12 protein-coding genes and 1 pseudogene are annotated in these 17,731 nt (G+C 55.5%); 6 read left to right on the top strand and 7 right to left on the bottom strand.

Annotated elements, in window-relative coordinates; genetic code table 11:
- Positions 1-8: 8 nt before the first annotated feature.
- The 3 genes from araH to NXS97_RS03275 all read left to right on the top strand — a co-directional run bounded on the left by araH (position 9) and on the right by NXS97_RS03275 (position 3,104).
- On the top strand, positions 9-995 hold the full coding sequence (gene araH / locus NXS97_RS03285; protein ID WP_013025704.1) for an L-arabinose ABC transporter permease AraH: 987 nt from the start codon (positions 9-11) through the stop codon (positions 993-995).
- 72 nt (positions 996-1,067) lie between these two features.
- Positions 1,068-1,985, top strand: coding sequence for an arabinose operon transcriptional regulator AraC (gene araC / locus NXS97_RS03280; protein ID WP_014593654.1), 918 nt, complete (start codon positions 1,068-1,070; stop codon positions 1,983-1,985).
- Positions 1,986-2,063: 78 nt separating this feature from the next.
- A complete protein-coding gene (locus NXS97_RS03275; RefSeq protein WP_015700355.1) occupies positions 2,064-3,104 on the top strand; it encodes an oxidoreductase in 1,041 nt (346 codons plus the stop codon).
- A 43-nt stretch (positions 3,105-3,147) separates the two neighbouring features.
- Here the strand turns inward: NXS97_RS03275 and add are convergent, their stop codons facing one another.
- The 3 genes from add to manA form a co-directional block, all read right to left on the bottom strand.
- Positions 3,148-4,143 (bottom strand): adenosine deaminase, encoded by a 996-nt coding sequence (add, locus tag NXS97_RS03270; RefSeq protein WP_028715104.1) that lies wholly within the window; start codon positions 4,141-4,143, stop codon positions 3,148-3,150.
- Positions 4,144-4,357: 214 nt separating this feature from the next.
- Positions 4,358-5,857, bottom strand: coding sequence for a YdgA family protein (locus NXS97_RS03265; protein WP_013025708.1), 1,500 nt, complete (start codon positions 5,855-5,857; stop codon positions 4,358-4,360).
- Positions 5,858-5,989: 132 nt separating this feature from the next.
- Positions 5,990-7,165, bottom strand: coding sequence for a mannose-6-phosphate isomerase (gene manA, locus NXS97_RS03260; protein ID WP_014593658.1), 1,176 nt, complete (start codon positions 7,163-7,165; stop codon positions 5,990-5,992).
- 198 nt (positions 7,166-7,363) lie between these two features.
- Between manA and fumC the strand changes: the two genes are divergently transcribed.
- Positions 7,364-8,761 (top strand): class II fumarate hydratase, encoded by a 1,398-nt coding sequence (gene fumC, locus NXS97_RS03255; RefSeq protein ID WP_014593659.1) that lies wholly within the window; start codon positions 7,364-7,366, stop codon positions 8,759-8,761.
- 33 nt (positions 8,762-8,794) lie between these two features.
- Here the strand turns inward: fumC and tus are convergent, their stop codons facing one another.
- Complete coding sequence (gene tus / locus NXS97_RS03250) at positions 8,795-9,724, bottom strand: DNA replication terminus site-binding protein (protein WP_088900260.1); 930 nt, start codon at positions 9,722-9,724, stop codon at positions 8,795-8,797.
- 198 nt (positions 9,725-9,922) lie between these two features.
- Here tus and NXS97_RS03245 point away from each other — a divergent pair, with 198 nt between their 5' ends.
- Together NXS97_RS03245 and NXS97_RS03240 are read left to right on the top strand one after the other, a co-directional pair.
- Complete coding sequence (locus NXS97_RS03245; protein WP_072136732.1) at positions 9,923-11,107, top strand: MFS transporter; 1,185 nt, start codon at positions 9,923-9,925, stop codon at positions 11,105-11,107.
- Positions 11,108-11,294: 187 nt separating this feature from the next.
- Entirely contained in the window at positions 11,295-11,789 is a 495-nt protein-coding gene (locus NXS97_RS03240) for an Rrf2 family transcriptional regulator (RefSeq protein ID WP_014605889.1), read from the top strand.
- A gap of 141 nt (positions 11,790-11,930) precedes the next feature.
- Here NXS97_RS03240 and NXS97_RS03235 read toward each other — a convergent pair.
- The 3 genes and pseudogenes from NXS97_RS03235 to NXS97_RS03225 form a co-directional block, all read right to left on the bottom strand.
- Positions 11,931-13,221 (bottom strand): annotated as a pseudogene (locus tag NXS97_RS03235) (dienelactone hydrolase family protein).
- Between the two features lie 108 nt (positions 13,222-13,329).
- On the bottom strand, positions 13,330-16,485 hold the full coding sequence (gene oqxB, locus NXS97_RS03230; RefSeq protein WP_014605887.1) for a multidrug efflux RND transporter permease subunit OqxB: 3,156 nt from the start codon (positions 16,483-16,485) through the stop codon (positions 13,330-13,332).
- A gap of 12 nt (positions 16,486-16,497) precedes the next feature.
- Positions 16,498-17,652: an efflux RND transporter periplasmic adaptor subunit gene (locus tag NXS97_RS03225; protein ID WP_014593664.1), complete on the bottom strand. Its 1,155-nt coding sequence runs from the start codon at positions 17,650-17,652 to the stop codon at positions 16,498-16,500.
- Between the last annotated feature and the right edge of the window lie 79 nt (positions 17,653-17,731).

The following is a 17,731-nucleotide window of genomic DNA, read 5'->3' as shown; positions in this document are numbered from 1 at the left end:
AGAGTACCGTGACTTCATCCACGACATCTAATACGCCGCCAGCAGCGCCACGCCGTGGTCTGCATTTTGGTCGCATCTGGGACAATTTCGGCATGCTGGTGGTCTTTGCACTGCTGTTTATTGCCTGTGCTGTGTTTGTGCCCAACTTCGGCTCCTTTATCAATATGAAAGGCCTGGGGCTGGCCATGTCGATGTCCGGCATGGTCGCCTGCGGCATGCTGTTCTGTCTGGCATCCGGCGATTTCGACCTCTCGGTTGCCTCCGTTATCGCCTGTGCAGGCGTGGTAACGGCGGTGGTCATTAACATGACCGAAAGCCTGTGGATTGGCGTGGGGGCCGGGCTGCTGCTTGGAATGGCGACCGGCTTTATCAACGGTTTCGTGATTGCACGACTGAAGATTAACGCCCTGATTACGACCCTGGCGACAATGCAGATCGTGCGTGGTCTGGCCTACATTTTCTCCGATGGCAAAGCGGTCGGCATCGAAGACGAGCGCTTCTTTGTGCTGGGCTTCGCCAACTGGCTGGGCGTGCCTGCCCCCATCTGGATCACCCTGGCCACCATGGTGATTTTTGCCTTCCTGCTGAATAAAACCACGTTTGGACGCAACACGCTGGCTATCGGCGGCAATGAAGAAGCCGCGCGACTGGCAGGCGTACCGGTAGTGCGGACTCGTATCATTATTTTTATCCTTTCAGGTCTGGTTTCCGCCGCGGCGGGCATCATTCTGGCGTCCCGTATGACCAGCGGACAGCCGATGACCTCCATCGGTTATGAGCTGGTGGTCATTTCTGCCTGCGTCCTGGGCGGCGTATCCCTTAAGGGCGGAATCGGTAAAATTTCCTACGTGGTGGCGGGCGTGCTTATTCTTGGCACCGTCGAGAATGCGATGAATTTGTTAAATATCTCGCCATTCTCACAGTATGTTGTGCGTGGTTTGATACTGTTAGCCGCGGTGATATTTGACCGCTACAAACAAAAAAATAAAGTCTGATTTGGCGTGAAACCTTCCCGCGGACGCGAAAGGCGTCCGCGGGTGATCACTCAACGACGAAGTGAGGACATTATGTATCACCGTGAATTACCGGCAGAGCAGCAAAATCCCCTGCTGCCCGGATACGCGTTTAATGCCTGGCTGGTGGCGGGGTTAACGCCTATCACCGCGGATGGTCCGCTGGATTTCTTTATCGATCGCCCGCACGGCATGAAGGGCTATATTCTTAACCTGACCATCAAAGGCAAAGGCCGGGTATTCGATGGCGAAAAAGCCTTTGATTGTGAACCCGGTGAAATGCTGCTGTTTCAGCCGAAAACCGCCCACTATTACGGTCGTGCCCCCGACAGCCCGCAGTGGTTTCACCGCTGGGTCTATTTCCGTCCGCGCGCTTACTGGCATGACTGGCTGCGCTGGCAGGATGAGCAGGAAGGTGTAGGGCGCCTGCGGTTGCCTGAATCCCTGCGTGGCGAATTCGATCGCCTGTTTGCCACCATTGAACAAACCCATAACTCCTCACGCCGCTTTGCCGAAGAACTGGCGATGAATTTGCTGGAGCGCCTGTTGCTTCGTGCGGTGGAGGAAGATCCGCGAAATCACCAGCAAATTCGCGATCCGCGCATCATCGAAGCCTGTCAGTATGTGAACAATCATCTCGCCAGCGAGGTGAAAATTGAAGAAGTGGCTCGCCACGTCTGCTTATCGCCTTCGCGGCTGGCGCACCTGTTCCGTGAGCAGATGGGCGTGAATCTCCTTCGCTGGCGTGAAGATCAGCGGGTGATACGGGCCAAGTTGCTGCTGCAGACCACGCAGGAGCCGATTGCCAGCATTGGTCGCGAAGTGGGCTATGACGATCAGCTTTATTTCTCGCGCGTCTTCCGTAAACGCGTGGGCGTCAGCCCCAGTGATTTTCGTCGACGTAATCAGGACGTGCACGATAATTTAGCCAGTCAGCACGCCTGGACAGTCGCCCGCAGCACAGTCTCCTGATTTTAAGGGGAATCCTCCTTGTCCTGACGAGACTATTAGTCTTAAATCAGTCTGGTTAGCGAATAGAGAGGAAAAGGAATGAGCGAGAAACTGCGAGTTGGACTCATTGGATATGGCTTTGCCAGTAAAACATTTCATGCCCCGCTGATTGCGGGAACGCCGGATGTTGAGCTGGCAGCCATTTCCAGCAGCGATGCCAGCAAAGTCAATGCCGACTGGCCCTCCGTAAAGGTGGTGGCCGATCCTCAGGCGCTGTTGGACGATCCCACCCTACAACTGATTGTCATCCCCACCCCCAACGATACGCATTTTCCCCTGGCCAAAGCGGCACTGAATGCGGGCAAGCACGTGGTCGTTGATAAGCCCTTTACCGTGACGTTGTCACAGGCGCGCGAGCTGGATGCGCTAGCCAAAGCCAAAGGGTTGTTGCTGTCTGTGTTCCACAACCGCCGCTGGGACAGCGATTTCCTGACGCTAAAAGCCTTACTTGCCGAGGGCGAGCTGGGGGAGGTGCGCTATTTTGAATCGCACTTTGACCGCTTCCGGCTGGAGGTTCGCCAACGCTGGCGTGAAATGAAAGGGCCGGGCAGCGGCATCTGGTTCGATTTAGGCCCGCATCTGTTGGACCAGGCGCTGCAGCTGTTTGGACCACCGGTGGCGATCAATGTGGATTTAGCTGAACTGCGTCCCGGCGCACAAACGACCGACTACTTCCACGCCACGTTAACCTATCCGCAGCGACGCGTGGTACTCCATGCCAGCATGTTAGCGGCGGCAGAGTCACCGCGCTATACGGTTCACGGTACGCGAGGTAGCTACGTGAAATACGGTCTGGACCCGCAGGAAGATCGTCTCAAAGCCGGTGATTTTCCGCCGAGCGAAGAGTGGGGCTACGACATGCGCGATGGCACGCTAACGCAGGTTGAGGGTGATAGCATGACCGAGAAAACCTGCCTGACACAGCCCGGCAACTATCCGGCCTACTATGCGGGGATCCGTGATGCCATTAACGGACGAGGCGCGAACCCGGTCACTGCTGAAGAGGCAATTCAGGTGATGGAGCTGATTGAGCGAGGGCTACAGTCGGCAGAAAAACGCCAGACGGTGTCTTTAAAATAGTCAATACGCAAAAAAAAGGCCGCTGAATCAGCGGCCTTGTTGTTTACTGCACTTTCGCCCGAATGGCCGCTTTTTCCGCCTCATTCAGGAAGGCAATCGTCAGGCCATTTTCCTGGGCCTGTCGCATCTGAGCCTGGCTTAACCCTGCCGCCGGGGCAGCATGCAGGTATTCATGGGCCAGCTCAATGCCTTGTACCGCAGGATCGTCGGTGTTAATCGTAGCCAGAACGCCGTGCTCCAGGAAGACTTTCAGCGGGTGCTGGGCCAGCGAGGACACGGTACTGGTTTGAATATTGGAGGTCAGGCAGGATTCGATGCCGATCGCGTGTTCAGCCAGGTAATCCATCAGCGCGCGATCTTCAATTGCTTTCACGCCGTGACCGATACGTTCAGCGCCTAATTCGCGAATGGCTTGCCAGATGCTTTCCGGGCCTGCTGCTTCACCAGCATGAACCGTAATGCGAAAACCGGCATCACGCGCGCGGGCAAAGTGGCTGAGGAATTGACTCCCCGGCGCACCCAGCTCGTCACCGGCTAAGTCGACGGCGGTGATATGGTCGCGGAAGGCCAGTAAACCGTTGAGCTCATCCAGACAGGCCTGTTCGCCAAACGTACGGCTCATGATGCCGGTTAAACGCACGTCGATATCATGCTGCTGGCATCCGGCTTTTATGCCATCAATGACCGCCTCGACCACGCCTGCAATCGGCAGATTATGGGTCATCGCCATGTAGCCCGGCGAGAAACGCAGCTCGGTGTAATGAATGCCTGCTCTGGCGGCATCTTCCACGTTCTCCCGCGCCACGCGCTGGCAGGCGTCAAGATCGCCCAGCACTTTTACGCCCCAGTCCAGCTTTTGCAGAAAGCTCACCAGATCCGGCTGTGTTTCCGTTACCTGCACATGCGGGCGCAGGGCTTCAAGCGTAGTGGCGGGCAAGGACAGGTTAAACTGGCGGCCTAAATCAAGAATGGTTTGTGCACGGATGTTGCCATCAAGGTGGCGATGAATGTCGGTAAGCGGAAGTTTTGAATCAATCATGGAGTGCACTCGTCCGGGTATCTGTAAAGTGCAGAGGATTATAAAAATATCTTGCGCAACAACGCCAGCAATTTGCGCAACAAGTGAGTCAGGTGCTGATAAATTGCGCAAAGTTGCGTGATGGGCACTGAATGAATTTACCAGCAGCGGCACACCCGCCAGGCATTGGCATAAAAAAGGCGGCCAAAGGCCGCCTGATTCCAGAAGATAACGCTTATTCTGGCATGCCTTCGTTGGTTGGCACGCCCAGCATGTAACGAGACATAAACTGTTCCAGCGTCATTTTGTCGCCGTTCATATTTACCTGGCCGTTAGCATACTGCAGGCTGGTGACGATATTGTTGTCCTGGGTTTGTGTCAGACGGAACATCTGTCCCATCGCTGCCAGGCCTTTGACCTGCTGATCCGCCAGCTTCTGCGCGTCGTCCGCCTGATAGCCCTCAGCCAGGCCAATATGGCGCATGGTTTCGGTTGCCATTGGCATATTCACAGAGAGTTTTAAATCCAGCGTTTTCAGCACGCGATCAACCGATGCGGCCAGCGTCTGCGGCTCGCCCGTTACCGTCGACGGATCGTTAAAATTAACGTTCAGATTAAAGGTGCTTTCGCCTTTATCGTTCTTCCAGCTCAGCGGTGCAACGCTAACGGTAGGCGCACCTTTTAACAGGGTAGGCAGATTATTCAGCAGAATGGCACGAACACCGTTCTGGAAACGAACCGGATCATCTTCCACGCCCGGCTGATTCATCAGCGTGGTCAGCTGTGCGTTGTAGTTGTCAGAGAAGGTTTTTACGCTTTGCGCATCGAACTGAGACAGCTTCATTTTTAATGCGAACTGGCCCAGATTTTGTTTCTGCACTTCCACGCCATCAATTTTATAGTTGATGTCGCCACTGATTTTGCCCGCTTTATTATCAAAAGCAGAATCACCGACCATCTTATTCAGGATCACCGCGTCCTGTCCGTTAACGGCGGCAGCCAGTTTATCCACGCTGATTGACTGATCGCCAATGCGAACGCCTTCGCTGGTCAGGTGCGTATCGGCTTTAAGCTTCAGTCCGTTTAACGTAAACATGACCGGCTGATCGACCTGGTTTTTGCTGGTGATCGCAATACTGTCGATGTCGCTGTCCAGCGAAACTTTATCGCCTTTGTTATCTGCGCTGATATTCACCGTGCCGCCGCTGGTGGCCGCGCGCTGCGCCGTTTGTGCATTTTGATAATCGATGGGCAGAATATTTACCGCGGTATCGGTGCTTCCACTGTATCCCACGCGCGTTTCAGCATTGATAAACGACTGGTTGTTGGTCAGCTCAAACAGTTTTTTTACCGCATCGGTGTTTGCCAGCGTGGTGTGAACAGAGGCCATGCTGGGAATGAGGTTGAATTTTTTCAGCTGGGCAAACGGGAAAGGACCGTGATCGATCTGTTCATTCAGAATGATGCTCTGGCCGGGTTTTAGCAGCGGGTTGTCCTCCGTCTGCGAGCTCGCCTGGATAACCACATTCATTTTACTGCTGAAAATGCCGCGTTGATAATCCTGATAGCTCACTTTAAGACGACTGTTCGGGGCCATCGCCGTCAACTGGGCATTGGCGTTCTGGATCATCTGATCCATATTGCTTTCCAGCTTTTTGCCGGTAAACCATGCCGCACCTGTCCAGACTACGCCCAGAGCAACTACCACACCAACGGCAACTTGAGTCTTTTTCATTGCTGAATCGTCCTTATCCTTGATTTCACCCGCCTGACAGACCGCGCCAAACGGCGGATGAAAAAGCGCCCACAGGCATTTTTAGCTAATAGATTGAAATAATAGCAGTTAAGCGCGGTGACGTCAGCCGTCTCAGCTTAACTCATTAAATACGCGTGCAACACGGCCGTGACCTGCAATGGTCAGAGACGGATCGCTGGCTGCCACGAAACAGGATTCGCCAGGTTTGAGCACCAGCTGCTGCTGACCACAGACGAGCGTCGCCTCGCCTTCAACGCAAAACAGCAACGCAGCGCTGTCCTGATGGACAGAAAGCGGCTTATCAGTAAGCGCATGAATAGAGAACGAAAAATCCTCCACGGGTACGGGGAAATTCAGGCTGTTTTCGTGCTGCGCGGGTTGCGTGAGCAGTTGACTGGCCGGCTTTTCTTTAAATGCAAGGTTGGCCATCAATTCTGGGATATCGATATATTTCGGCGTCAGGCCCGCGCGTAACACGTTATCAGAGTTGGCCATGACTTCCAGCGCGACGCCGTGCAGGTAGGCGTGCGGTGTTTCGGCAAACAGGAACATGGCTTCGCCGGGTTGCAGCGTGATCACGTTAAGCAGCAGCGGTGAAAACAGGCCGCTGTCTTGCGGATACACTTCCGCAATGTCGTTGATAGTCTGCCATGGCTCGCCATGATGCTGCTGTGCGGCGGTCATCAGTACGCGCAACGCCTGCGTTTTTTCATCATCCTCAAGGGAAAGCAGGGTGGAAAACAGCTGGGCAAGATTCGCCAAAGTGGGCTGGCGCAGGAACTGGGCGATCTGCGGGTGTGCCTCGGCAACCGGCTCCAGCAGCGAAACCATTTCGTTCAGTTCGCGAAAGCCGTTGATGGCTTTGAAGGGCGTCAGCGCATAGACCAGTTCGGGCTTGTGATTAGCGTCTTTATAATTGCGTTCTGCGGAATTGAGAGGGACTGACGCGGCATTTTCACGCGCAAACCCCTCTTCGGCGGCGCGTTTGCTGGGATGCACCTGAATGGACAGCGGCTGATCGGCACACAGCACTTTAAACAAAAAAGGCAGCTCGCCAAAGCGCTTAGCAACGGCATCGCCCAGCATCTGCTGTGGATTGGCCGCAATCACATCACGTAACGAACGGGGCTTGCCATGTTCTTCCACAGTCGATGGGCTTTTAGGGTGCGCACCCATCCACAATTCAGCCATCGGTAACTGCTTTGGATTGGCTATGCCATACAGCGAGGTTAAAGCGGTTTTACTGCCCCATGCATAATTTTGCAGGGAGTTAATCATTTTTTTCATTTTTTTAATTGCCTTACTGGCGGAAAAAGACTGCGCTTATTAAACCAGAAACCGCCATGGAAAATACATATCCCGCGCAAGAAGGATGCTAAGCTCGGAGGATGTTAAAAAATTGTGTAAGTTTAACCGCGTCAGACAGGGGCTAATCGACAACCGATGACGCTAAGTCTTATCTAAAACTGTGCTAAGGAGAGAATCATGGCAGCCAATCGCGTTGAAAAAGATTCAATGGGGCCAATTGATGTACCGGCTGAGAAACTTTGGGGCGCTCAGACACAGCGCTCACTGGAGCACTTCCGCATCTCGACAGAAAAAATGCCTGTCGCGCTGGTTCATGCGCTGGCAATGACCAAGCGCGCCGCCGCGAGCGTTAACCGGGATCTGGGCTTATTACCGGCCGAGCGGGCGGAAGCGATCGTGAACGCCGCCGATGAGGTGTTAGCGGACAAGCACAGTGACGAATTCCCCCTGGCAATCTGGCAGACCGGTTCAGGTACCCAGACCAACATGAACATGAATGAAGTGTTGGCTAACCGGGCCAGTGAGCTGCTCGGCGGAGCGCGCGGTATGGCGCGCCTCGTGCATCCTAACGACGATGTCAACAAGAGCCAGAGTTCGAATGATGTGTTTCCCACCGCCATGCACGTGGCGGCCGTCATTGCGGTGCGTGAACATCTGATCCCACAGCTGAACGTGCTTAAACAAACGCTGAGCGCCAAATCTGAGGCGTTTAAAGACATCGTTAAAATTGGCCGTACCCATCTCCAGGACGCCACGCCGTTAACACTGGGCCAGGAAATTTCGGGCTGGGTTGCCATGCTTGAGCATAACCTCAGGCACATCGAACAGAGCATTCCGCACCTTGGAGAACTGGCGCTGGGTGGAACGGCGGTAGGAACCGGGTTGAATACGCATCCTGAATATGCCGTTCGCGTGGCTAAAGCACTGGCTGACCTGACCGGACAACCCTTCGTGACCGCGCCCAATAAATTTGAAGCGCTGGCAACCTGCGATGCGCTGGTGCATGCGCACGGCGCACTTAAAGGGCTGGCGGCGTCGTTGATGAAGATTGCCAACGACGTGCGCTGGCTGTCATCGGGCCCACGTTGTGGTATCGGTGAAATCGCTATTCCGGAAAATGAACCGGGCAGCTCCATTATGCCGGGCAAAGTGAATCCAACCCAGTGTGAAGCCCTGACAATGTTGTGCTGCCAGGTGATGGGAAATGATGTAGCGATTAACATGGGCGGTGCGTCAGGCAACTTCGAGCTGAACGTTTATCGTCCGATGATTATTCATAACTTCCTGCAATCGGTTCGTTTACTGGCCGACGGCATGGACAGCTTTAACCACCACTGCGCGACCGGTATTGAGCCGGTGCGTGAGCGAATTGAACAGTTACTCAACGAATCGCTCATGCTGGTTACCGCGTTAAATACCCACATCGGTTATGACAAAGCGGCGGAAATTGCCAAGCAGGCTCACAAGCAAGGCTTAACGCTTAAAGCCTCGGCGCTGAAACTGGGTTATCTGACTGAAGACGAGTTTGATGCCTGGGTTCGCCCGGAAGAGATGGTTGGCAGCATGAAGCAGTGAATCAGGCACGTCAGGGCCTTCACGGCCCTGATATCACACCAGACAATCAACCCATAAGTGCAGCCGGGGGATCAGCAAAGACAGCGGTTCGGCGGCTGGCTTATAGCGATGCGTAATATTGTCGGCATCATAATTCAGCAGCTCACCCAACTGCGGCACCTGGCTGCGGTCGCGGCACAGCACCAGAATCGGTGACGGGCAGGCCAGCTGGGTTTGCTTTTTCTCTTCTGCGCGCCAGATGCGCGCAATAGGCTGCACTTTCACCGGGCGTTTAATCTTAAGACGTGCTGAGGCGGGCAGGGCGCGGACATCTGCCAGCTCCTGTTGAACCTTTTCTGCCCACTGTTCTCGTGTCCAGGGCGCCTGGGCGCGGCCCGCTTTCAGGCTTCTTTCCAGTTGGGCAACGATCTCTTCCCGTTTCACGTTTTTAATCACCTGCTTATTGGCCCAGCCAAAACGTACACTTTCCGGTGCCGGGATCGCGGTGATGGTCCGGTAGGCATTCAGGGTGATTAGCCCTCGTAAATGCTGATGGACAAACTCAAAGCGGGCTTCAGAGGGCAGGCCGGACTCCACCGTAATCAGGTGCTCCAGCCGGGCTTTAAGGTGATTGATTCCCGCGATGCGCTCAGTGAGCTCCGTTTCTTCCTGTTCGCTGCACGCAATACAAAGCGCACCTGGCAAGCGCACGGCGGCTTTAGTACTGAGCTTTTCCGACTGATGTTGCATAAACAGCCGGCAGTAGTGATTCATGGCCATGTCTCGCGCCTGAATGCCAAGCAGCTGCTCAACGGCAAGTTGCGTCACAGGATCGTGCTCATGACCTTTTTCGACGGGCGGTAAACGAAAGACCCGGGCAATCAATAGCGGTAGCGACTCAATCTGCTGCCGCAAGGCACCTAACGCCTGCTCAAGATCTTTTACGCATTGCTGCATGTCAGTCACTAAATCGTAGCGCGCCATTCTGTTCTCCATAGTTACAACATGCTCAATGTGGCAGAAGTCGCAAGGCGCTGCAATAGCGACTGTAGTTACAACATACTATTAGTCATGTTGTTAAAACCGTGCCGCCATTCGGCGCAGGCAGGAAAAAGTGGCCCCCGTTTTTTCCATTGCATTAACATGTTATAAAAACGCTTCGCTCGCTAACGGATTCCCGACATGGACGTAATCAAAAAGCCCGGTTCATTCAGCATTGTCCTTATGGGGCTGGTTCAGATCCTCTCCTGGGGCGGATCCTTTTATCTGATGGCGGTGATGGCCGCGCCCATCGTGGCGGAGACCGGTTGGTCGCAACAGTGGGTTTATGGTGGGCTCTCGTTAGGCATTCTGGTTTCCGGGCTACTGGCTCCGCGCTGTGGGCACATGATTGCCCGGACCGGCGGGCGTTTGATGCTGGCGTTAAATGGCTTTGTGATGGCGGCAGGGTTGATCCTCATGGGGTTCAGCCATCATTTACCTGTGTTTTTATTGGCCTGGGTCATCATTGGCGTGGGCATGGCGATGGGGCTGTACGATGCGCTCTTTGCCACCCTGGGCACTCGCTATGGCGGACATGCGCGCAGCGCGATAACCGGCATAACGCTTATTTCCGGTTTCTGCACCAGCCTGGTCTGGCCGGGAACGGCACTGCTGATCCACTGGCTTGACTGGCGCGGCGCCTGTTTTGCCATCGCCGGACTGTTACTGGTTTGCGTTCTGCCCGTTTATCTCTTTGCACTGCCGCAGAGCAGTCTGCCCGTAGCGGTTAAACGTCAAAGCCTGCCTCCCGCTGAGGCCGATTTGCCTGTGGTACTGTTTCGCCTGCTGTGTGCCATTTTCACCCTGGCATCGGTCATCATGACGGCCATCTCCGTGCAGCTTATTACCCTGCTGGAAGCGAGCGGTTACAGCCTGGCCTCGGCGCTGGCGATCAGCACCATACTGGGGCCGTGCCAGGTGGCTTCGCGGATTATCGATATGGTTTTCAAAGGGAATCACCCCATCTGGACCACGTTTTTTTCTGTTGGATTCGTCGCGTTGGGCCTGGTGCTGCTGGCGCTGTTTCCTCAAACGGCGTTCTTCAGCATGATCCTTTACGGTGCAGGCAACGGCCTGCGTGCGATTGTGCGGGGCACGTTGCCATTGGTGATGGTCAAACCGGAAGCCTATGCCGTGCTCGCAGGCAGAATGGCGCGCCCGGCGCTAATGGGCCAGGCAATAACGCCGCTGGTATTTGGCTATGTGTTTGCCACCCTGGGCGCAGACGCCACCTTATGGCTGCTTTGCACGCTCGCCGTGCTGAACCTGCTGCTGGTGGTGGCGTTAAAAAAACGGCTTCCCGCACAGGTCAACGCAGCGCCTTAAGCGAATCGGCAAGCAGAATGGCGGTAAGCACCTTGTGCTGTTGACGGCTTCAGTGTGGTGAATATGTGCCTTGTCGCGGGCCTCTTGCTTCTAAAAACCCACCGCCTTTGTTATATTTACAGCTGATTCATTGTTCACTCATGCGGCAATACAACAACAAAAACGCACCGCAATTCAGGATACAAAGATGCTTGATTATCGCTTCCCGACAGCTTTGCAAATGGTTCTGAGCGTGGCGATGGCGGAGCAAATGGGAAAACGCTCTACCAGCGCGATTCTCGCTTACGGGCTTGAAGCAAACCCGAGTTTTATCCGCAAGTTGATGGTGCCATTAACGCGTGACGGCATTATTGTGTCTACGCTGGGACGCACCGGCTCCATTCATCTTGGCCGACCGGCGGCAGACATCACCCTGCGTGATATTTATGTTTCCGTCACTGATGATAAAAAACTCTGGGCTGCGCGCCCGGACGTCGCGCCGCGTTGCCTGGTCAGCGCCAACCTGTGCTGGTATTTTAAATCCATCGCAGAAGAAGCCGAGCAGGCCTCACTCGCGGTCCTGGCCAAACGCACGGTGGCCGATGCCTTAAATGAGCTGAAAACCCACGATACCAGCAACTGCACAGCCGTACCGGAACCGGATGTGGCAGAGCCTGAAAGCGAGTGCAAAAAAAGCCGCTGATGCGGCTTTTTTTATGTGTTGATTGTCCCTCAAGGAAACAGCGCTTTGCCGCGCGTCACATTTTGCCCGTCACCATGATTATCCCCCTGTTACAGGGCACTGTCCTTTCTGCCCGGCCCATCATTTTTTTAGCGTGCAGGCTTAGCGTAAAACAACCGCATCACCGATGGCATACAGCCTGCAACTGCCTTTATCACCACGGTTAAAGGTATTGCAATATTCAAGGGCGATGCTGGCCGCATCGTCGCCGGTTCTGGCCCAATAGGCGCTTCCCCATGCGCCTTCCGGACCGATCGCGAAGGCTTTTTCATACAGACGGGACGAGGTGTAATGTTTAAACGCCTCCGCCCCGGCTTTATTTAACGCCGCAGGCACGGGCAAGGTGGTGTCGGGAAGAGAGACAACCTCTTGGTAAGGCAGATGATGCGCCTGTAGAAACGCGGAAACCGTCTGCCACCAAAATGCTTCAGGCGCACTATCCATGAAAACATGCCCATTCTTACCAAAGGGGGGGCATTTCACGAAATTCAGCGCTGCCGCCCTGACGTCGATAGGCGTCATAAAACGTTCTTCCCATGTCAGGCGAGAAATCCTGATCGTTGGCAGAGTAGAGCCAGAGCGAGGGGAGACGTGCCGTTGCACCGTAGCGTTCGAATTCGGTAAGCAGACCCGGTCCATCACAAAGCGATTTATCTTTATTCGCGCCCCGGCCGCCGTCAAAATTAATGACCGCGCTAACGCCAGGCGGATTCGCCGCGCTGGTTGCCAGAACGGCAAAGCCGCCGGAAGACATGCCAGCCAGAATCGCGTTTTCCCGCGATGCCCAGGGCTGTCTTTGCAGTATAGCCAGCGCGGCCAGCAGATCCATACGATCTCGCTGCCCGGCCAGCTGATGGCGCGGCTGTTCACATGAACCGCCCGCATATTCTGCGTTTCCGCTTGAGTGGCCATAGCCTTCGCGTAACACCACCACTGCAGCATAGCCGTGGCGTGCAAACGCCAGAGCCGTGCCTGACATACGGTTTGGATTCATGATGCCGCGATCAAAGGCCCGGGAGCCTTCAGTCCCGTTAGTTATCAAGACCAGCGGTGCGGCACCGGTTCCGCTGGGTCGGGTGACAAAGGCATCAAGCTCAGCGAACTGGCCATTGCTCAGCGTCACCTCAAAGGTAAGGGGCGCTCTTATCAGTCCATCAAATTGCTGGTATGGCGAAAGGGGCAAGCTAATGGAAGGAAGTGAAATCACAAGCAGGCACAGAATCATCATATTGCGCTGAAAACGAAACGGCATTCTGAACATTTCCTTTTGCTTTTTGCTTTTGAAGGTCACAGGAGCGGGCGACAGATTATCAATCATGCGGGATATCGCGTCCGTCACATTATCAGCCATAACTATGTCATGCATGCGACGGCGAAATTCTGCCTCGCCCATTAACAGGGTTTTATTTTTAAAAGCAAAAGCAGTGCGCTAAGCAGGTGGGAAAGCATGAAGCCGGAGGGATGACAGCAGGCGGTTTTTCATCGCCCGCTGTCGACTCCGTTATGGCGCGTTCTGTAAGCGCTGCTCAGCGGCTTTACGCGTCACCAGCTTGCGCAGCGTCACGTAGAACACCGGCGTCAGGAACAGGCCAAACAGCGTAACGCCTAACATACCGGAGAACACGGTAACGCCGGTAACGCCACGCACTTCAGCACCCGCACCTTCACCCAGAATCAGGGGGATCGTGCCGGCAATAAAGGCGATAGAGGTCATTACGATAGGACGCAGGCGCAGACGGCAGGCTTCCAGCGCCGCTTCTGTAATGCCTTTGCCCTGAATCTCCAGTTCGCGGGCGAACTCCACAATCAGAATGGCGTTCTTACAGGCCAGCCCCATCAGCACGACCAGTCCAACCTGCACGAATACGTTGTTATCCCCACCGGTTAACCAGACGCCCACAAGGGCAGACAGCATGGTCACCGGCACAATCAGGATCACCGCAAGCGGCAGCGTCCAGCTCTCATACAGTGCAGCCAGCACTAAAAACGCCAACAGGACAGCAACAGGGAAAACAATCAGGGCCGTATTACCCTGCGTCGCCTGCTGATAGCTGAGATCGGTCCATTCGATATTCATGCCGTTCGGCAGCAACTGACCCGACATCGTTTCAAGTTGACGCATCGCCTGGGCCGATGAGAGCACGCGTGGATCGGCATCGCCGATCAAGTCAGCCGCCGGATAGCCGTTATAACGAATCACCGGATCGGGGCCGTAGGCCGTGGTGATGTGCACCATGCTGCCAATCGGCACCATCTCACCGCGGTCGTTACGGGTACGCAGGTTCGCGATGTCCTCAACGCTGTCGCGGAATTCCCCGTCGGCCTGCGCCATGACGCGCCAGGTGCGCCCAAAACGGTTAAAGTCATTAACGTAGGATGAACCCAGATAAGTTTGTAGCGTACTGAACAGATCGGTTAACGCTACGCCCTGTGCTTTCGCCTTATCGCGGTCAACCTGCACCTCCAGCTGTGGCACGTTGGCCTGATAAGAGGAGATCGGGAAGTGCATGCCCGGCGTCTGCATAACCGCGCCCGAGAGGGTGTTAATCGCGGTCTGCAGTGCGCCATAGCCCAGTCCGGCCCGATCCTGAACGTAAAGGGAATAGCCCGAACCCTGGCCTAGCCCCAGGATAGGCGGTGGCATAATTGAAAAGCCAAATCCCTGTTGAATGCGGGAAATTTTCGCATTGATCTCCGCGTTTATCTGCGCCGCCGTTTGTTTACGTTCGCTGAACGGCTTCAGGCCAAAAAAGACCGTGCCGCTGTTCGGCGTATTAGTAAACTGCAACGCGTTCAGGCCGGGGAAGGCCACCGCATAGGCCACGCCTTCCGTTTGCAGGCCGATTTCGCTCATCTGACGAATCACTTCATCGGTGCGCGCCAGCGACGAGCCTTCCGGCATTTTGACGCCGCCGATCAGGTAAAGCTTGTCCTGAGTGGGAATAAACCCGCCCGGCACCGCATGAAACATCCAGCCCGCGCCAGCCAGTAACACCAGGTAAACACCAAACACCGCGCCGCGACGACGCAGGGTTTTCCCCACCATCGATTCATAGCCGTGCGCGCTACGCTGAAAGAAGCGGTTAAACGGGCGGAAAATCCAGCCAAACAGCCTGTCGATCAGGCGCGTCGGCATATCTTTGGGGGCCTGATGATCCTTCAGTAACATCGCGGCCAGTGCGGGAGACAGGGTCAGTGAGTTGATGGCGGAGATCACGGTTGAAATCGCAATCGTGGTGGCGAACTGTTTGTAAAACTGGCCGGTCACGCCCGACAGAAACGCCATGGGCACGAACACCGCACACAGCACGAGGGCGATGGCAATGATCGGGCCGGATACCTCACGCATCGCCTGATGGGCAGCGGCTTTGGGTGACAGTCCCATCTCAATATTGCGTTCAACGTTTTCCACCACCACGATGGCATCGTCCACCACGATACCGATGGCCAGCACCAGTCCGAACAGGCTTAGCGTGTTGAGCGAGAACCCAAGCAGATACAGCACGCTAAAGGTGCCGACTACGGATACCGGAACCGCCAGCAGGGGAATAATGGAAGCGCGCCAGGTTTGCAGGAACAGAATCACCACCAGCACCACTAAAAACACCGCTTCCAGCAGGGTTTGCACCACAGCCTTAATGGAGTCGCGAACAAACACGGTGGGATCGTAAGGCGCAGCCCACTTCACATCGTTGGGGAAACGGGTGGCCAGTTCATCCATTTTGGCACGCACCGCGTTTGACAGATCGATAGCATTGGCGCCCGGTGCCTGGAAAATACCAATACCGACGGCGTCTTTGTTATTGAGCTGCGAACGCAGGGCATAGCTGCCTGAACCCATTTCAATGCGCGCCACGTCACGCAGCCGGACCAGTGAGCCGTCCTCTGACGTTTTCAGAATGATATCGCCAAACTGCTGCTCGTTTTCCAGCCGTCCTTGCATATTAATGGACAGCAGAAAATCGCTCTGTTTTTTTAACGGTTCCGCCCCAAGTTGCCCCGCAGAAACCTGTACGTTCTGCTCCTGCATCGCTTTCACAACGTCCGAGGCGGTTAAGCCGCGCGCCGCCACTTTGTTGGGATCGAGCCAGACGCGCATCGCGTATTCACCCGCGCCAAAAATCTGGATTTGCCCCACGCCCGGCAGACGGGCCAGCTCATCTTTGACTTTCAACGTGGCGTAGTTACGCAGATAGAGCGAATCGTAGGTGTTATTAGGGGAAAACAGATGCACCACTAAGGTCAGGGTCGGCGACATTTTTTGCGTCGTGATGCCGAGACGGCGCACGTCCTCCGGCAACCGCGCCTCGGCCTGGGCTACGCGGTTTTGCACCTGAACCTGGGCCTGATCCGGATCGGTACCCGGGCGGAAGGTCACGGTGGTCACCAGCACACCGTCAGAACCGGCCACGGACTTCATGTACATCATGTTTTCAACGCCGTTAATCGCCTCTTCCAGCGGCGTTGCCACGGAGTCGGCGATGGCTTTCGGGTTAGCGCCGGGATATTCGGCACGCACCTGCACGCTGGGCGGCACCACGTCCGGATACTCACTGATGGGCAGCAGCGGGATGGCGATCAGTCCGGTCATAAAAATCAAGACGGACAGCACGGCGGCAAAGATCGGCCGATCAATAAAAAAGCGGGAAAAATCCATAACAACCTCAGGTTATCGCGCGGCAGTCGCGGCCATATCGACGGTTTTTGCCGTTACCGGCATACCAGGCATAAACACTTTTTGCAGGCCGGCAACGATAACCCGATCGCCCGCCTGTAAACCGGTGGTAACGATGCGTAATCCGTCCGCCATCGCGCCGGGATGAACATCACGACGTTGGGCTTTACCCTGTGCATCGACCACATAGACATACTTGCGGTCCTGATCGGTCAGCACGGCTTTGTCGTCGATTAACACGGCATTAAACTGCGCGCTACCGGGAAGGCGAACGCGGGCAAACAGGCCGGGCGTATAGGTGCGCTGGCGGTTGTCCAGAAGGGCGCGCATGCGGATCGTACCGGTGCTGGCATTAAGTTGGTTATCAAGAAAATCGACGTTGCCGCGATGTGGATAACCCTGTTCGCCGGCCAGGCCGATTTCAACGGGCAGGGCATGCCGCTGTTGTCCCTGACGTGCCATTGCCTGATAGTGCAGGAAGGTGGTCTCATCGACGTCGAAATAGACGAACATCTTGTCCTGCGAAACCAATGTGGTCAGTACGCTGGCGCTGTCGCCAGCGGTGACAAGATTACCGGCAGTAATCATGGCCCGGCTGGCCCGTCCGTCGATCGGCGCGGTGACGCGGGTAAAATCCAGATTGAGTTGAGCCATGTCGACAGAGGATTCGGCGGCCTGCACATCAGCCTGAGCCTGACTGGCTGTTGAACGTCGCTGTTCCCACATCTCGCGTGACACCGCCTGTGTACCCACCAGCTTCTCGGTGCGTGCCGATTCGCTGCGTGTCAGGCTGGCCTGACTGCGCGCGCGGGCCAGCGTCGCTTTTGCCTGTTCCAGTGCGGCACGGTAGCTGCGATCGTCGATGGTAAACAGGACCTGACCTTTCCTGACCTCGTCGCCTTCATGATAATTAACGCTGTCGATATAACCCGAAACGCGAGGCCGGAGCTGCACGCTTTCTACGGCTTCAACGCGCCCGTTGAAGCTGTCCCATTGACTGACAGGCTTCACCAACACATCCGCAACGCTGACGTCGGGCGGCGGCGGCGGGGCATTTTTAGCCTGGCCCGTGTCACAACCGCTTAGCAGACTAACCAGCAGCCCCATTCCCAGCAGGGAAGATCCCTGACGAACCCAGTGAGTAATCATTTTTGTGATCCCGCGATGACAGTGAAATAAGGCCCGAAGGCCAATATTTGCAACTTCTATGGTTGCAATTTATCGCGAG

The organism is Pantoea sp. B623 (assembly GCF_024814475.1).
In the GTDB taxonomy this organism is placed as follows: Bacteria; Pseudomonadota; Gammaproteobacteria; order Enterobacterales; family Enterobacteriaceae; genus Pantoea; species Pantoea ananatis.
Note: the sequence above shows the minus strand (reverse complement) of the source record. Positions and strands in the feature narration are given on the sequence as shown.

Bases quoted from the DNA above. Each gene is read 5' to 3' on its own strand.
- NXS97_RS03240 (WP_014605889.1), top strand. From the start codon at position 11,295: ATGCTTGATTATCGCTTCCCGACAGCTTTGCAAATGGTTCTGAGCGTG.
- NXS97_RS03265 (WP_013025708.1), bottom strand. From the start codon at position 5,857: ATGAAAAAGACTCAAGTTGCCGTTGGTGTGGTAGTTGCTCTGGGCGTA.
- add (WP_028715104.1), bottom strand. From the start codon at position 4,143: ATGATTGATTCAAAACTTCCGCTTACCGACATTCATCGCCACCTTGAT.
- NXS97_RS03245 (WP_072136732.1), top strand. From the start codon at position 9,923: ATGGACGTAATCAAAAAGCCCGGTTCATTCAGCATTGTCCTTATGGGG.
- tus (WP_088900260.1), bottom strand. From the start codon at position 9,724: ATGGCGCGCTACGATTTAGTGACTGACATGCAGCAATGCGTAAAAGAT.
- oqxB (WP_014605887.1), bottom strand. From the start codon at position 16,485: ATGGATTTTTCCCGCTTTTTTATTGATCGGCCGATCTTTGCCGCCGTG.
- NXS97_RS03225 (WP_014593664.1), bottom strand. From the start codon at position 17,652: ATGATTACTCACTGGGTTCGTCAGGGATCTTCCCTGCTGGGAATGGGG.
- fumC (WP_014593659.1), top strand. From the start codon at position 7,364: ATGGCAGCCAATCGCGTTGAAAAAGATTCAATGGGGCCAATTGATGTA.
- manA (WP_014593658.1), bottom strand. From the start codon at position 7,165: ATGAAAAAAATGATTAACTCCCTGCAAAATTATGCATGGGGCAGTAAA.
- NXS97_RS03275 (WP_015700355.1), top strand. From the start codon at position 2,064: ATGAGCGAGAAACTGCGAGTTGGACTCATTGGATATGGCTTTGCCAGT.
- araC (WP_014593654.1), top strand. From the start codon at position 1,068: ATGTATCACCGTGAATTACCGGCAGAGCAGCAAAATCCCCTGCTGCCC.